This is a genomic window from Agathobaculum sp. (assembly GCF_022775115.1).
Taxonomy (GTDB): Bacteria; Bacillota; Clostridia; order Oscillospirales; family Butyricicoccaceae; genus Agathobaculum.
On record NZ_JALFLA010000079.1, the window covers coordinates 1 to 16,312 of the forward strand.

Consider the following 16,312-nt stretch of genomic DNA (forward strand, 5'->3'; position numbering starts at 1 on the left):
AAGGGGGATTTTTTTATTGCCGCGCATCTGCTGGGTCAGGGCGCGGATAGGCATCGGTTTAGTCCGCCTTATCCTGCCCGATCAGGATACGCAGCGCCTCGACAGCGGTCTTGACGCCGCGCTCGACCGCATCCGGCGGGATGGCGGGCGCTTCGTCGTTGTCCGCGTTCCACAGCACATTGAGCACCGCACCGCAGCGCACATGCAGTACCTGTGAGACGATAAACAGCGCCGCCGTCTCCATTTCGCTGGTCAGCGCGCCCGCGGCCTTCCATGCTTTCCACTTGGCGTTCAGCTCGTCGGCAATGGGCTGGATATTGGGGCGAATCTCGCCGTAAAAGCTGTCCTTGGACTGGATGACGCCGATATGGTGGGTCAGTCCGAGCGTGCGCGCGGCATCCCGCAGCGCGGAGACCACCGTAAAGCTGGCCGCTGCCGGAAACTCGATCGGCAGGTATTCGCGGCTGGTGCCCTCCTGCCGGATGGCGGCGGTGGCGATGACAATGTCACCGCCGCACACCTCGTCCACAATGCCGCCCGAGGTGCCTACGCGGATGAAGGTGTCCGCGCCGCACTCGACCAGCTCCTCCAGCGCGATTGCGGCCGAGGGGCCGCCGATGCCGGTCGAGCAGACCGCAACCGGCTCACCGTCGAGCATGCCCGTCCAGAGCGTGTATTCACGGTTTTGCGCGAGAAGCCGGGGCTGGTCAAAATACGCCGCGATCTTCTCGCAGCGGCCGGGATCGCCCGGCAGGATCACATAGCGGCCGATATCGCCCTTTTTGATTTGGATATGCATTTGCTTGCCGTCGATGATCATACGATTTTCCCCTCTCTTTCGATCGTCCGGATGTTCTTTTCAGCCTTGGCGCGCGGCAGCATGACCTCATGGCCGCAGCCCTCGCATTTGAGCTTGAAATCCATGCCCGTGCGCAGAACCTTCCAGCGTCTTGCGCCGCATGGGTGCGGCTTTTTCATCGTCAGGATATCGTTTGGCTGTACGTCCATCGGTTTTTCCTCCCTCTGTGCCAACAAGGCCGCCGCGGCGCGCGGCCCTTATACCGTTTATTATAGCATACCGCCAGTGCTAATCAAGGCCGCATTTTCATATAGTATGGCAGACCCCAAAGGAGGCTCTGCTATGAAAACAAGCGAATCCTATCTGCCCGAGGGCAGTTATATCACGCAGCCCGCAGTGCGCGAGGCGCTTTGCTCGCCCGATGGGCTGCGGCGCGCGCAAAGCGAGGGGCGCATCCTGGAGGCTGTCGCCCAGCGCTGCACGGCCGAGCACGACCTGCTGTTTGACCTTGGCTTTGCGCAGGGCGTCATGCCGCGCTCGTGCTGCGCGCTCGGCGTAGCCGAGGGTGACACGCGCGAAATCGCCATTCTCTCCCGTGTCGGCAAGCCGACCTGCTTTGCCGTCACCGGCGTGGAGGAGGACGCCGACCCGCCGACCGTCTGGCTCAGCCGCACCATCGTGCAGCAGCGCGCGCAGGACTACCTGCTTGATACGCTTCGCCCGGGCGATGTGATCCCCGCGCGCGTGACCCATCTCGAGCCCTTCGGCGCGTTCGTCGATATCGGCTGCGGCGTGCCCTCGCTCATCGGCATCGAAAACCTGTCGGTCTCACGTATTTTCCACCCGCGCGACCGGCTGTGCGTCGGGCAAGACATCTTTGCCGCCGTGCGCGCGGTCGATACGGAGAACCGCCGTATCGCGCTGACCCACCGCGAGCTGCTCGGTACATGGGAGCAGAACGCTGCGCTCTTTGCCCCGGGCGAGACTGTGCGCGGTGTGGTGCGGTCGGTCGAGCCGTACGGCGTGTTCATCGAGCTTGCGCCCAACCTGTCCGGCCTTGCCGAGCCGCGCGGTGACCTGACGGTCGGCATGGTGGTATCGGTGTATATCAAGTCCATCCTGCCGCAGCGCATGAAGGTCAAGCTGACCGTCATCGACGTGCTGGCGCCGCGCCGCCTGCCGCTGCCGCCGCACTATTTCATCACCGAGGGACATATCGACAGCTGGGTCTACACCCCGGCCTGCTGCGACAAGAAATATGTGGCCACCGTATTCTGATCACTCGCCCTTGACCTTCTCCCAATACGCGCGCGCGGCCTGCTCGGCCTTGTTATCGGCAAAGTCGTAATACCGCGCGCCGCGCAGCCCGTCCGGCAGGTATTGCTGCCGCACCCAATGGTGCGGAAAATCGTGCGGATACTGGTAGGTCAGCCCGCGGCCGAGCTTTTTCGCGCCGCCGTAGTGCGCGTCCCGGATATGGGCGGGGATATCGCCCGCGCGCCCCGCCCGCACATCGGCCATGGCCGCGTCGATCGCAAGGATCGCACTGTTGGACTTGGGCGCGGTCGCCATGAGCAGCACGGCCTCGGCCAACGGGATGCGCGCTTCAGGCAGGCCGAGCTGGAACGCGCTGTCCACGCACGCCTTGACGATGGGCATACACTGCGGGTAGGCCAGCCCGACATCCTCGGCCGCGATGACCAGCATCCGCCGCGCGGCCGAGATCATGTCGCCCGCCTCGAGCAGCCGCGCGAGGTAGTGCAGCGCCGCGTCGGGGTCGGAGCCGCGGATGGACTTTTGCAGCGCGGAAAGAATGTCATAATGGCTGTCGCCGTCGCGGTCGTAGCGCATGTTGGAGCGCTGGGCGGCCTGCCGTGCATCGTCGAGCGTCACGCCGGCCTTGCCTGCGCCGAGCGCCAGCAGCTCGACCGCGCTGAGCGCCTTGCGCACGTCCCCGCCGACCGCCTGCGCGATGTAGGCGGCAACGCCGTCCTCGACCGGGATATCATCTGTCAGGGCGAGCGCGAGCGCCCGGTCGACCGCGCGCTGCATGTCCGCCGCCTCGACCGGCTTGAACTCAAACACCGTGCAGCGGCTGAGAATCGCGTTGTAGATATAAAAATATGGGTTTTCGGTCGTCGAGGCGATCAGCGTGATCTTGCCCGTCTCGATGAATTCCAGCAGGCTCTGCTGCTGCTTTTTGTTGAAATACTGGATCTCGTCCAGATAGATGAGCGCGCCGTTCGGCGCAAGAAAGGTATCCAGCTCATCAATGATGGCCTTGATATCGGCAAGTCCGGCCGTTGTTGCGTTCAGGCGGTACAGCTTGCGCTTGGTCTGTCCCGCGATGATGGCCGCGACCGTCGTTTTGCCCACGCCCGAGGGGCCGTAAAAAATCAGGTTGGGAATGCTGCCGCTCTCGATCACGCGGCGCAGCAGGCCGTCCGGCCCCAGCAGGTGCCGCTGGCCGACAACGTCGTCGAGCGTTTTCGGGCGGAGCTTGTCCGCCAAGGGCTGATACATGGTATTCCCCCTTTGTATACCGGGTCGGTGTTGTGCTGACAACAGTATACCACCTTTTTGCAGCGAACACAAACAGGGGTTGACTTTCTCGATTTACCATGATAAACTACGGATAGTCAAAATCAAAGGAGATGCACCATGGACAAGCCCTTTCTGGACAAGCTGCGCAGCATCGCCCCCTATGTGCCGGGCGAGCAGCCGCAGGATGCGGATATTATCAAGCTCAACGCGAACGAGAACCCCTATCCGCCCGCGCCGGGGGTGGAGCAGGCGCTGCGCGCCTTTGACGCGGCCGCACTGCGGCTCTACCCGGACGCAAACGGCAGGGCACTGAAAAACGCGCTTGCGCGCCGCGCCGGGCTGCGGGAGACGCAGGTGTTCCTCGGCAACGGGTCGGACGATGTGCTGGCGCTTGCGTTTCAGGCGTTTTTCTGCTCGGACAAGCCCATCCTCTATCCCGATATCACTTATTCTTTCTATCCGGTCTGGTGCGAGCTGCTGCGCGTACCGTATGAGACTGTGCCGCTGGGCGCGGACTTCCGCATCGGGCCGCGTGATTACGACCGGCCGAACGGCGGCGTTATCCTGCCAAATCCCAATGCGCCGACCGGAATTGCCGAGCCGCTGTCGTTTATCGAGGACATTTTGCAGCACAATCCGGACTGCGTGGTCATCATCGACGAAGCCTATGTGGATTTCGGTGCGGAGAGCGCCGTGCCGCTCGTCGCGGCGTATGACAACCTACTGGTCGTGCAGACGGCTAGCAAATCGCGCGCGCTGGCGGGTATGCGCATTGGCTGGGCCTATGGCTCGGAAACGCTGATCGGCACGCTCGAGGCGGTCAAGAATTCGTATAACTCCTATACGATGGACGCGCTCGCGCTCGCGGTGGGCACGGCCTCGGTGGCGGACGAAGCGTATTTCCGCGCCACCTGTGACAAGGTCATGGCCACCCGCGCGCGCACGGCGGAGGCGCTGGCCGCGCTGGGCTTTAGCGTGCTGCCGAGTCGGGCGAACTTTCTGTTCGTCACCCACCCGCGCAGGCAGGCCAAGGCCATTTTCGAAGCGCTGCGGCAGCAGAACATCTTCGTCCGCTATTTTAGCCTGCCCCGCATCGACAATTACCTGCGCATCACAGTCGGCACGGACGAGCAGATGGACAGGCTGCTCGCCGCGCTGCGCGCGCTGCTCTGAGACGGCATATGCCCGGTGAAAAAGTGCGGAAATTCCGGTTTCCGCACTTTTTTGCTGCGCGCAGGAGCCAAGAGGCGGTGGCGCTGCGCCCTGCCGGGAGCGATTTTCGCCGGAAGCGGCAGCCAGCGGATTGACTTTGCCGCCCGGAAGCGGTATGCTGGAAGCATCGGAATCAAAGGAGGAGGTTCAAGCCATGCACAGGCTGGAAAACAATGATTTTACCGTGCTGATCGACGAGCGCGGTGCGGAGCTGGTCAGCTTTCGCAGCAAGAGGGACGATACCGAGTATATCTGGCAGGCCGACCCGGCTATATGGAAGCGGCACGCGCCCCTTCTGTTCCCGGTCATCGGGCGGCTGAAGAATGGACAGTACACAGCCGGCGGCAAGGCATATACCATCCCCCAGCACGGCTTTGGCCGCGATTTGGTGTGGATGCCGCACCGCGTCAGCGACACCTGTGCTGTCTACACGCTCACCCAGAACGAGCAGACCAAGGCGATGTACCCGTGGGACTTTACCTGCACTGTGCGCTACATGCTGGATGGTGCGACGCTCATCAAGGAGCACACCACGCGCAACGACAGCGATACCGAGATGTACTATGAGCTGGGAGGACACGACGGCTACGCACTCTGCCTTGGCGCGGGTGAGCGGCTGACCGATCATTATGTCGCCTTTGAGGGCGTTGACACGCTGCATCCCATTCTGGCTGACGAGAACGTCATGCTCTCGCAGGCGCACGGCGCGCTGCCGTTGACGGATGGCCGCCTGTACCTGACGCGCGAGACTTTCCGCCATGACGCGCTCATTCTCGACGACCTGCCCGTGCGCCGGGTGACGGTCGGATGCGTCAAAAGCAGCAGGCGCGTGACGATGGACTTTGCCGATTTTCCGTATTTTGCGCTGTGGAGCGTGTACAAGGACTTTGACGTGCCGTTTATCTGTCTCGAACCGTGGAGCACGCTGCCCGATGGCGGCTATCTGGACCACGCGATCGAGCGCAAGGTAGGCGTGCGCCGCCTCGCGCCCGGCGGGCAGGAAACGCTGACCTTCCGCACGACGGTCACCCCGTAGCGGCGCACCGCATACCGACCGAAATCGCGCGCAAACTACTTGACAAAACGCCTGCCGCGCTTTATACTAAATTCACAAACACACCCCCACCCCCAGAGGAGGGTAAAGCAAAGGAGCTTTCCAATCATGAAACAGAGATTTCGCGTCGGCGGCATGAGCTGCGCGGCGTGTTCCGCACACGTGGAGAAAAGTGTGTCCGCCCTGCCGGGCGTGCGCGAAGTGCAGGTCAACCTGCTTGCGGGCAGCATGGCGGTGCAGTATGACGAGGGCGCGTGCGACGCGCAGCAGATCATCGCCGCGGTCGAGGCGGGCGGCTACACCGCCGCTTTGGATAAGGACGGGCCGCAGCCCGCGCCGGGGGCAGGCGCGCGGGCGGACGACGGCCTGCGGGAGATGAAGACCCGCATTATCGTCTCCTTCATCTTTTTGGCCGCGCTGATGGTGTTCTCGATGGGGCCGATGATCGGGCTGCCGCTGCCCGCGTTCGTGCGCGGCGAGCAGAACGCCTTCGCGCTGGGGCTGACCCAACTGCTGCTCACGCTGCCCATCGTTGTGGTCAACCGCAGCTACTATATAAACGGCTGCAAAACGCTGCTGCACCGCGCGCCGACGATGGACGCGCTGATCGCAGTCGGCTCGGGCGCGGCGCTGGTATACGGCGTATATCGGCTGTTCGCCATCGGCTACGCGACCGCTGCGGGCGATTTTGCCATGGCTGCGCATCATGCGCACGACCTGTATTTTGAATCCGCGGGCATGATACTGGCGCTGGTCACGCTCGGCAAATATTTTGAAGCGCGCGCCAAGCGCAAAACCGGCGAGGCCATCGCCGCGCTGATCGAGCTGCGCCCGCAGACGGCCAATGTGCTGCGCGGCGGGCAGGAAGTCTCCGTGCCGATCGACGAGGTGCGCGTGGGCGATCTGGTCGTCGTGCGCGGCGGACAGGCCGTGCCTGTTGACGGCGAGATCACCGAGGGCAGCGCCTTTTTGGACGAGAGCGCCATCACCGGCGAGAGTATGCCGGTCGAAAAGCAGCAGGGCGACATGGTCATCGGCGCGACCATGTCCAAAAGCGGCTATTTTGTCATGAAGGCTGCGCGCGTGGGCGACGATACCACGCTCAGCCAGATCATCCGGCTGGTCGAGGAGGCGGGCGCGTCCAAGGCGCCGATCGCAAAGCTGGCGGATAAGGTCGCGGGTGTCTTCGTGCCGGTCGTGCTTGTGCTCGCGCTGCTGACCGCCGTGCTCTGGCTGGCGCTCGGCCAGACGGTCTCGTTCGCGCTGACGCGCGCGATCGCCGTGCTGGTCATCTCCTGCCCGTGTGCGCTCGGACTGGCCACGCCGGTCGCCATTATGGTGGGCACGGGCGTGGGCGCAAAGAACGGCGTGCTGTTCCAGTCCGCCGAGGCGCTGGAAAACCTGCACAACGTCGACTGTGTCGTGCTGGATAAGACGGGTACCGTCACCGAGGGGCGGCCGGTCGTGACCGATGTGCGCTCACTCGGCGTCGAGCCGGACGATCTGCTCTCGCTCGCGCTCTCACTCGAGCTGCGCAGCGAGCACCCGCTGGCTGATGCCATCGTGCGCCACGCACGCCAGCACAACGCACAGGAGCGCAAGGCCGAGGAGTTTCAGGCGATAGAGGGGCAGGGCGTGTCCGCCGTGATAGACGGTGTGCCCTGCATGGCGGGCAACAGCCGGATGCTGCTGGCCGGCGGGCTGGCGCTGTCACGCTCGGCGCAGAAAATGGGTGAGGAGCTGGCCGCTGCGGGCAAAACGCCGCTGTATTTCGCGGCCAACCGGCAGGTCGTCGGCATTTTTGCCGTGGCCGATGTGCTCAAGCCGACCAGCCTAGCCGCGGTCGAGCAGCTGCGCGGGCTGGGCATCTCGGTGACGCTGCTGACCGGCGATAATCAGGCGACCGCGGGCGCGATCGCCGCCGAGCTGGGCATCGACGAGGTCGTAGCCGAGGTGCTGCCGCAGGACAAGGAGCGCATCGTGCGCGAAAAGCAGCAGGCGGGCAAGAAAGTCGCCATGATCGGCGACGGCATCAACGATGCACCCGCCCTCGCCCGCGCGGATGTGGGCATCGCCATCGGCGCGGGCACGGATGTTGCCATTTCCTCGGCTGACGTGGTGCTGATGAAGAGCGACCTGCTGGACGCGGTGGACGCCATCCGCCTGTCCCGCCAGACGATGCGCAACATCCGTCAGAACCTGTTCTGGGCGTTTTTCTACAACTGCGTCGGCATACCGCTGGCTGCCGGTGTGCTGTGGCTACCGCTGCATCTGGGGCTTAGCCCGATGTTCGCCGCCGCTGCGATGAGCCTAAGCTCGGTCTGCGTTGTGTCCAACGCGCTGCGGCTGCGCTTTTTCAAGGCGAGCGAGCGCCCGGGTACTGCGTCTGCCGCCGTTGTGCCCGGCGCGGGCAAAACCGTGATCGAACCGGTGTCCGAGACGGAAAAACCTGCCCCTGCGCCGCAAAAGGCTGCCTCCGAAGCGGAAAAGCCGGTGGCCGACGTGGGGAACCCCGCACCCGAACTGATAAAGGAGGAAGCTGCGATGACAAAAACCATTCTGATCGAGGGCATGACCTGTGAGCACTGCGCCGGGCGCGTTCAGCAGGCGCTGGAGGCCATGCCGGGGGTGCGTGTGATAGTCGATTTGGCGGGCAAAAAAGCCGTGCTTGAGGGCACGATCCCGGACGAGGTCCAGTTGACCGAGGCTGTGGAAAAGGCCGGATATAAGGTGGTCGGTTTCCAATGAAGGCAGATCGGAAAAAGGTCGAGCCGCTGCTGCGCACCGCGCGCGGCCAGATTGAGGGCGTGCTTAAAATGATCGAGGACGACCGCTACTGCATAGATATTGCCACGCAGCTACAGGCGATCGAATCGCTTGTGCACAAAGCCCGCCAGGAGGTGCTGCGCGCCCACCTTTCGAGCTGCGTGCGCGAGGCTTTTGAGCTGGGCGACGAGCAGGCCCGCGAAAGCAAGGTTCAAGAGATCATTCGGCTGCTTGACAAGACGTGACCGCGCTTGTCCGTACCCGCCGCCGTTTGATTCCATGCGAAAAACATCCCTCTGCCATCGCGGAGGGCTATCCCAAAAACAGCAACAGCCAAGGCTCCGGAAAACGCCTTGGCTGTTATTGTTCCATCATTGCTGCATAATCATAAAGGGCTTTTCAGTTGCCTGATAAAGTGGAATCTGCTTCATTGCAATCCACCACAATTACCTTGCAGTCCTTACATCCATAGCAGCAGGTCGATGTTTTTCGAAATATGCTGCTGGATTTTATGATGATTCCACCTCCCCTTTCTATGGTTTTCTTTGTATGACAGTATGGATTAAGAATGTGCTGTCTCAAGAAAGCCTGCGGCACCCAGTAGTAAAGGGCGGAATCGCCGCGAGCGTTAGCAATTTCTCCAAGCAGCATACTTTCGCCGCATTTGGGGCATTTCATGCTCGTTTCCTCCTATGGAAAGGGGGGACTTGCGTTATGCCAGCGCTTTTTTCAGGGCTTCGGCCTTGTCAGTCTGCTCCCACTTGACGCCAAGTTCCTCGCGCCCCATGTGGCCGTAGGCAGCCAGCGCCTTGTAGATCGGGCGGCGCAGGTCGAGCGCTTCGATGATCGCCGCCGGGCGCAGGTCGAATACGCGGCGCACGGCCTCGGCCAGCTTGGCGCTGTCGACCGTGCTCGTGCCGAAAGTATCCACCATGACCGAGACCGGATCGGCCACACCGATCGCGTAGGCAAGCTGCACCTCGCACCGCCGCGCCAGTCCGGCCGCGACGATGTTCTTGGCCACCCAGCGCGCCGCGTAGGTGGCCGAGCGGTCGACCTTGGTCGGGTCCTTGCCCGAGAACGCGCCGCCGCCGTGGCGACCGATGCCGCCGTAGGTGTCGACGATGATCTTGCGGCCAGTCAGCCCCGAGTCGCCCTGCGGGCCGCCGATGACAAAGCGCCCGGTCGGGTTGATATAGTACCGGGTGCGCGCGTCAAGCAGCCCAGCCGGTATGGTGGGACGGATGACGTGCTCGATCATATCCGCGCGAATCTGCTCGAGTGATGCCTCCGGGCTGTGCTGGGTGGACAGCACGACCGTGTCCACGCGCACAGGGGTGTTGTTCTCGTCATATTCGACCGTGATCTGGGTCTTGCCGTCCGGCCGGAGATAGTCGAACTGGCCGCTCTTGCGCACCTCGGTCAGCCGCTTGGCCAGCTTGTGCGCCAGCGAGATGGGCAGCGGCATCAGCTCGGGCGTTTCGTCGCACGCGTAGCCGAACATCATGCCCTGATCGCCCGCGCCGATGGCAAGGTCGGCGTCAGACGCGCCCTCCTTGCGCTCAAGCGAGTTGTCCACGCCGAGCGCGATATCCGCACTTTGCTCGTCGATCGAGGTGAGTACCGCGCAGGTGTCGCAGTCAAAGCCGTATTTGGCGCGGTCGTAGCCGATGCCGCGGATGGTGTCGCGCACGATCTTGGGGATATCCACATAGCAGTGGGTCGAGATCTCGCCCATGACCGACACCATGCCGGTCGTGCAGGTGGTTTCGCACGCGACGCGCGCGGTGGGGTCATGCGTTAGGATATCGTCAAGGATCGCGTCCGATATCTGGTCGCAGAGCTTGTCCGGATGGCCTTCGGTGACCGATTCCGAGGTAAAAAGATAGTGTGCCATGCTGTACTTTCCTTTCTGTTTGTACGTCTCTAGGGAAATAAAAAAACTCCCCACACGGGGAGCAAAAAGCAATTTTACCCCCTCATCTTTCGTGTTCCTACGCCGGATTTGGCACCTTACGCGCTTTTGCGCGCAGGTTGCCGGGTTTCACAGGGCCGTTCCCTCCACCGCTCTCGATAAGGCAATCTATACAATTACGTGATTATTTTATATAAAAATACCGGCTTTGTCAAGCGCCATTTTCGGTATTTTACGGCGGAACTCACGATTGACAATTTCCCCGCGCGCGTATATAGTAAAGATGCAGTAATCATACGCGCAGACGTATACTTTTTTCGGAGCAAAATGGAGATAAAAAATATCAAATGAACGTGAATTTAGGCATTGATATCGGCTCAACGACCGTCAAGATAGCGGTCGTCCGCGCCGGAGAGATCATTTACAAACGCTATGAGCGGCACTTTTCCAAGGTGCGCGAAAAGGCAGTCGAGCTGGTGCGCGGCGCACGCGCCATCATCGGCGGGGACGCGACCGTCCGCTGCGCGATCACCGGCTCGGCCGGTCTGGGCGTGGCCAAGGCGTCGGAGATCGACTTTGTGCAGGAGGTGTTTGCCACCCGCAAGGCGGTCGGCGTGCATGTGCCCCCGGCCGATGTGGTCATCGAGCTGGGCGGCGAGGACGCCAAGATCGTCTTTCTGACCGGGCAGCTGGAGGAGCGCATGAACGGCTCGTGCGCGGGCGGCACCGGCGCTTTTATCGACCAGATGGCCGTGCTGCTCGATGTGACCCCGGGCGAGCTGGACGAGCTTGCGCAGGGCGCGGAACGCATTTACACCATCGCCTCGCGCTGCGGTGTGTTTGCCAAGAGCGACATCCAGCCGCTGCTCAACGAGGGCGCGCGCAAGGAGGATGTGGCCGCGTCGATCTTTCAGGCGGTCGTCAACCAAACGCTGACCGGTCTTGCGCAGGGACGTGATATCAAGGGAGACGTGCTCTTCCTCGGCGGGCCGCTGTTCTTCTTCAAGGGGCTGCAAAAGCGCTTTAAGGAGACGCTGGGGCTGGACGAGGCGCACGCGCACTTTCCCGACCTTGCGCCCTACGCCATCGCGGCGGGCGCGGCTGAGTACGCGGCCGGTACGCAGGCGACGTATTCGCTCGACTCGCTCATCACCACGCTGGAAAAGGCGGCCGATATGCCGGTCGTCGCCCATTATCTGCCGCCGCTCTTTGAAAACGAGCAGCAGTACAACGAATTTAAGGCGCGCCACGGCGTACACGACGTGCTGACCCAGAACGTCACCATGTACGAGGGCGACGCCTATCTCGGCATCGACTGCGGTTCGACCACGACCAAGCTGGTGCTGATCGGAGAGGACGGGCAGATCCTGTTCCACCACTACCAGTCTAACAAGGGCAACCCGGCGGACGTCATCCGTGAGCAGCTCAGCCGCCTTTACCCGCTGTGCGGCGAGCGCGTACATATCGTCTCCTCAGCCGTCACCGGCTACGGCGAGGCGCTGATCCAAAACGCCTTCGGCGTGGATTTCGGTCTGGTCGAAACGGTTGCGCATTTCCGCGCGGCGCGTCACTTCTGCCCGGAGGTCGATTTTATCATCGACATCGGCGGGCAGGACATCAAATGCTTCAAGATACGCAACAAGTGTATCGACAACATCTCGCTCAACGAGGCCTGCTCGTCGGGCTGCGGCTCGTTTATCGAGACCTTCGCCCGTTCGATGGGCTACTCGATCGAGGAGTTCTGCAAGCTCGGCCTGTATGCCGCGCACCCGATCGACCTTGGCTCGCGCTGCACGGTGTTCATGAACTCGTCGGTCAAGCAGGCGCAGAAGGACGGCCTGAGCATCGACGCGATCTCGGCGGGCTTGTCGGTTTCAGTCGTCAAGAACGCGCTGTACAAGGTCATCCGCGCCCATTCGCCCGACGATCTGGGGCAGAACATCGTCGTGCAGGGTGGCACCTTCCTCAACGACGCTATCCTGCGCTCGTTCGAACAGGAGATCGGCCGCAACGTGACCCGGCCGGCGATATCCGGCCTGATGGGCGCGTACGGCGCGGCGCTGCACGCCAAGGATAACCGCCCGGTAAAAACCACGCTCATACAGCCCGAGGCGCTGGCCAATTTCTCCCACGCGGTCAAGAGCGCGCGCTGCGGGCTGTGCGAAAACCATTGCAGCCTGACGATCAACGACTTCGGCAGCGGCCGCCGCTTCATCTCGGGCAACCGCTGCGACCGTCCGCTCGGCAAGGGCGACGCGCGCGACCTGCCGAACGTCTACCGCTGGAAGCTGGAAAAGCTGCGGAGCTACGGCCTGCCCTCAGGCAAGCCCATGCCGGGCGGCACGATCGGCCTGCCCTTTGGCCTGAACTACTACGAGCTTGTGCCGTTCTGGACGACTTTCCTGCGTGCGCTCGGCTTTGAGACCGTGCTGTCCGACGTTTCCACGCGCGACATGTACCAGCAGGGGCAGCATTCTATCCCGTCGGATACGGTGTGCTACCCGGCAAAGCTGATGCACGGCCATATCGAAAACCTGCTGGCCAAGGGCGTGGATGCGATTTTCTACCCCTGCATGACCTATAATCTGGACGAGGGGCGGGCGGAAAACTGCTACAACTGCCCGGTTGTCGCCTATTATCCCGAGCTGTTGCAGGCCAATGTCGGCGCGCTGCAGGGCTTTGACTTTATGATGCCCTATTTTGAGCTGACCGACTATAAGCGCTTCATCCAGCAGGCGGTTAAGTTCTTCTGCGCCAAGTATCCGCGGCTGAAGAAAAAGCATATCACCGCCGCGGCCGCCGCGGCCTATCAGGAGCAGCACGATTTTTACGCGCAGGTGCGCGCCGAGGGGCAGAAGGCCATCGCCTATGCTGACACGCACGGGCTGGAGATCGCCGTAATCGCGGGGCGGCCGTACCACATCGACCCCGAGATCAACCACGGCATCGACCAGCTGATCGCCTCGTTCGGTCTGGTCATCGTCAGCGAGGACGCGGTATGGCAGCTGGCCGAAGCGCCCGAGGTGCATGTGCTCAACCAGTGGACGTATCACTCGCGCATGTACAGCGCGGCGAGTTATGTCACGCGTAAGGAGAACGCGCAGCTCATCCAGCTGGTTTCCTTTGGCTGCGGCATCGACGCGATCACGACCGACGAGATGCGCGCCATCTGCGAAAACGCAGGAAAGATATATACTCAACTGAAGATCGACGAGATCAGCAACCTCGGCGCGGCCAAGATCCGCATCCGCAGTATGCTGGCTGCCGTAGAGGAGGGCAGGAAACTTGCAAGAGAACATCAATAACACCTATGAACGCCCGCAGTTTACCGAGGCCATGCGCGAGAGCTATACCATCCTCGTGCCTAACATGCTGCCGGTGCAGCTCGGCCTGATCTGCCGGCTGATGAAAAACTATGGCTACAATATGGAGCTGCTGGACACGGAAGGCCCGCACATCGCTGAACAGGGCCTCAAAAACGTGCATAACGACACCTGCTATCCCGCGCTGCTGGTCATCGGCCAGCTGATTGACGCGATCGAGTCCGGCAAGTATGACATACACAAGATCGCGCTCATCCTGCCGCAGACCGGCGGCGGCTGCCGCGCCTCCAACTACATCCACCTGCTGCGCAAGGCGCTTGAGCAGCGCGGCTACGGCTTCATCCCGGTCATTTCGCTCAACTTTTCCGGGTTGGAGGACAACCCAGGCTTTGTGCTCACCAAAAAGATGCTCATTCAGATCGCGTACGCGCTGCTGATCGGCGATTTGATTATGATGGTGGCAAACCAGTGCCGTCCCTACGAATGTGTGCCCGGCTCGACTGATAAGGCGGTCGGGATCTGCATGGACGCGGTCGCCGCGCGCTTCACCGGCGACCGGCTGGTGCGTTACGGTGAGGTCAAGCACCTGTACCGCTTTGTGCTGGAGGCCTTCGGCAAGGTGCGGCTGGACAAGACGCGCAGCAAGAAGATGGTCGGCATCGTCGGTGAGATTTACGTCAAGTTCTCGCCGCTCGGCAACAACAGCTTGGAGAAATTCCTGCTGGCCGAGGGCTGCGAGCCGGTGCTGCCCGGTCTGATGGACTTCTGCCTGTACTGCATTTACAATTCGGTTATCGACCATGACCTGTACGGCCGCAACGCCAAAACGGCCATCCTGTATAAGCTGGTGTATCAGTTTGTGCTGGGCAAGCAGGCGGATATCATCCGGCTGATGAAGAAGGACGGCCGCTTCCGTCCGCCTATGCCGTTTGACGAGGTGCGCCGCAAGGCGCAGGACATCATCAGCCCGGGCGTCAAGATGGGCGAGGGCTGGCTGCTGCCCGCCGAGATGGTCGAGCTGATCAGCGAGGGCGTGCGCAACATCGTGTGCACCCAGCCCTTCGGCTGCCTGCCCAACCACATCGCCGGCAAGGGCATGATCCGAAAGATACGCGAGGTTTATCCCGAGGCGAATATCGTCGCCGTCGATTACGACCCCGGCGCATCCAAGATCAACCAGGAAAACCGCATCAAGCTGATGCTGTCGAGCGCGGAGTGATATGCCCCGTACGGGGCGCGGAGCCAGACTTATCAGTATAAAGCAGAGCTTGCGCTGGAAAAGCGCGGATAAAAGCGCCGAATCGGGAACGATTCGGCGCTTTTTCATAGAAAATGTGGTAAGATACGGAAGCCCGGCGACGAAACCCGCAAAGATTCTTCTTAATACTTGATTTTGTGAGTATAGTCGAGTATAATTAAAATAATTTAGTGCGAGTGGATACTTAAATATAATTTAATATCCATTTGTCCGATGCGGTGAAAAACGCTGGCGGTTTAGAGCAAGGTTGATTTAGGCCAGGAAGCGCCGCATGCTGGCGATCAGGGCACAGATGCACGGGCAGCGGCGGGAAGGGCACGAAGGTAATGCAATACGATTACTTGGTAGTTGGCGCGGGGCTGTTTGGCGCTGTGTTTGCACACGAAGCGATATCGAGAGGAAAACGCTGTCTCGTGATAGATAAGCGGCAGCATATCGCCGGCAATAGCTATACGAAGGAGATCGCCGGCATTGACGTGCACGTTTACGGCGCGCATATTTTCCATACCGCTCACCGTGAGATATGGGAATACATCAACCAGTTTGCGGAGTTCAACCAATTCGTTAACGCGCCGGTCGCGGTATATCATGACGAAGTATATAATTTGCCCTTTAATATGAATACCTTCAATCGGCTGTGGGGGATACGCACACCGGAGCAGGCGCGGCAGAAGATTCAAAGTCAGGTGCAGGCGCTTGGTATTGCAGAGCCGCGTAATTTGGAGGAGCAGGCGTTGTCCATGGTCGGAACGGATATTTACAACAAGCTGATTAAAGGGTATACCGAAAAGCAATGGGGACGTGATTGCAGGGACTTGCCGGCCTTCATCATCAAAAGGATCCCGCTCCGCTTTACTTATGATAACAACTACTTTGATGACCGCTGGCAGGGGATCCCGATTGGCGGCTACACGCCGATGGTGGAAAAGATGCTGCGAGGCGCAGAGGTGCTGCTGAACACCGATTATTCTGACTGGGTCAAAGTTCATCCGAACTGCGCGGCAAAAACGATATACACGGGCGCGATCGACCGGTTTTACGGTTATCGCTTCGGTCCACTATCCTACCGCAGCCTGCGATTTGAGACCGAGGAGCTGCCTATGGAGAACTATCAGGGCAATGCAGTGGTCAATTATACGGCGCGCGAGGTTCCCTATACCCGGGTGATTGAGCATAAGCACTTTGCTTTTGGCACACAACCAACAACTGTCATCACACGGGAGTATCCGGCCGATTGGAGAGTGGAGGACGAGCCATATTATCCGGTCAACGATGCGGCTAACAACGCACAGTACGAAAAATACGCTGCGCTTGCCAAGCACGAGAGCAATATCATTTTTGGCGGCAGATTAGGCAGCTATCGGTTTTACAACATGGATCAGGTGGTGGAAGCCGCCTTGACGCTGGCAAGACAGGAACGGTGGTAAGCCGCCGCAGAATG

Annotated in this window: 13 protein-coding genes and 1 riboswitch; of the genes, 8 read left to right on the forward strand and 5 right to left on the reverse strand. The window is 61.2% G+C overall.

Translation table 11 applies throughout. The features are described 5' to 3' along the window. Positions 1–58: 58 nt before the first annotated feature. Together udp and MR935_RS09525 are read right to left on the reverse strand one after the other, a co-directional pair. On the reverse strand, positions 59–820 hold the full coding sequence (gene udp / locus MR935_RS09520; protein ID WP_290573002.1) for a uridine phosphorylase: 762 nt from the start codon (positions 818–820) through the stop codon (positions 59–61). After that, complete coding sequence (locus tag MR935_RS09525; RefSeq protein WP_290573003.1) at positions 817–1,008, reverse strand: DUF951 domain-containing protein; 192 nt, start codon at positions 1,006–1,008, stop codon at positions 817–819. The genes udp and MR935_RS09525 overlap by 4 nt, the downstream gene beginning before the upstream one ends. Before the next feature lie 133 nt (positions 1,009–1,141). Here MR935_RS09525 and MR935_RS09530 point away from each other — a divergent pair, with 133 nt between their 5' ends. Beyond that, positions 1,142–2,077, forward strand: coding sequence for a S1 RNA-binding domain-containing protein (locus tag MR935_RS09530; RefSeq protein WP_290573004.1), 936 nt, complete (start codon positions 1,142–1,144; stop codon positions 2,075–2,077). Here MR935_RS09530 and MR935_RS09535 read toward each other — a convergent pair whose 3' ends face one another. Next, positions 2,078–3,322 (reverse strand): replication-associated recombination protein A, encoded by a 1,245-nt coding sequence (locus tag MR935_RS09535; protein ID WP_290573005.1) that lies wholly within the window; start codon positions 3,320–3,322, stop codon positions 2,078–2,080. It lies immediately after the preceding gene. Between the two features lie 138 nt (positions 3,323–3,460). On the opposite strand from MR935_RS09535, the gene hisC reads away from it, so the two are divergent. The 4 genes from hisC (at position 3,461) to MR935_RS09555 (ending at position 8,620) form a co-directional block, all read left to right on the forward strand. Further along, positions 3,461–4,516: a histidinol-phosphate transaminase gene (hisC, locus tag MR935_RS09540; RefSeq protein WP_290573006.1), complete on the forward strand. Its 1,056-nt coding sequence runs from the start codon at positions 3,461–3,463 to the stop codon at positions 4,514–4,516. Positions 4,517–4,709: 193 nt separating this feature from the next. Continuing rightward, positions 4,710–5,591, forward strand: coding sequence for an aldose 1-epimerase family protein (locus tag MR935_RS09545; protein WP_290573008.1), 882 nt, complete (start codon positions 4,710–4,712; stop codon positions 5,589–5,591). Between the two features lie 126 nt (positions 5,592–5,717). Next, positions 5,718–8,357 (forward strand): heavy metal translocating P-type ATPase, encoded by a 2,640-nt coding sequence (locus MR935_RS09550; RefSeq protein WP_290573010.1) that lies wholly within the window; start codon positions 5,718–5,720, stop codon positions 8,355–8,357. Continuing rightward, complete coding sequence (locus MR935_RS09555) at positions 8,354–8,620, forward strand: metal-sensing transcriptional repressor (RefSeq protein WP_290573012.1); 267 nt, start codon at positions 8,354–8,356, stop codon at positions 8,618–8,620. Before MR935_RS09550 ends, MR935_RS09555 begins: the two co-directional genes overlap by 4 nt. A gap of 154 nt (positions 8,621–8,774) precedes the next feature. Here MR935_RS09555 and MR935_RS09560 read toward each other — a convergent pair whose 3' ends face one another. After that, positions 8,775–9,053: a PF20097 family protein gene (locus MR935_RS09560; RefSeq protein WP_290573014.1), complete on the reverse strand. Its 279-nt coding sequence runs from the start codon at positions 9,051–9,053 to the stop codon at positions 8,775–8,777. A gap of 34 nt (positions 9,054–9,087) precedes the next feature. Beyond that, on the reverse strand, positions 9,088–10,272 hold the full coding sequence (metK, locus tag MR935_RS09565) for a methionine adenosyltransferase (protein WP_290573016.1): 1,185 nt from the start codon (positions 10,270–10,272) through the stop codon (positions 9,088–9,090). Positions 10,273–10,351: 79 nt separating this feature from the next. Continuing rightward, positions 10,352–10,455: riboswitch (SAM riboswitch) on the reverse strand. Positions 10,456–10,637: 182 nt separating this feature from the next. On the opposite strand from metK, the gene MR935_RS09570 reads away from it, so the two are divergent. The 3 genes from MR935_RS09570 to glf all read left to right on the forward strand — a co-directional run bounded on the left by MR935_RS09570 (position 10,638) and on the right by glf (position 16,298). Further along, positions 10,638–13,595: an acyl-CoA dehydratase activase gene (locus MR935_RS09570; RefSeq protein WP_290573018.1), complete on the forward strand. Its 2,958-nt coding sequence runs from the start codon at positions 10,638–10,640 to the stop codon at positions 13,593–13,595. Continuing rightward, the gene (locus tag MR935_RS09575) at positions 13,576–14,832 is read left to right on the forward strand and encodes a 2-hydroxyacyl-CoA dehydratase (RefSeq protein ID WP_290573020.1); all 1,257 of its coding nucleotides are present in this window, start codon (positions 13,576–13,578) and stop codon (positions 14,830–14,832) included. The genes MR935_RS09570 and MR935_RS09575 overlap by 20 nt, the downstream gene beginning before the upstream one ends. A gap of 365 nt (positions 14,833–15,197) precedes the next feature. Then, positions 15,198–16,298 carry a UDP-galactopyranose mutase gene (gene glf, locus MR935_RS09580; RefSeq protein WP_290573022.1) on the forward strand — a complete coding sequence of 367 codons (1,101 nt, stop codon included), beginning with the start codon at positions 15,198–15,200 and terminating at the stop codon, positions 16,296–16,298. Positions 16,299–16,312: the final 14 nt, after the last annotated feature.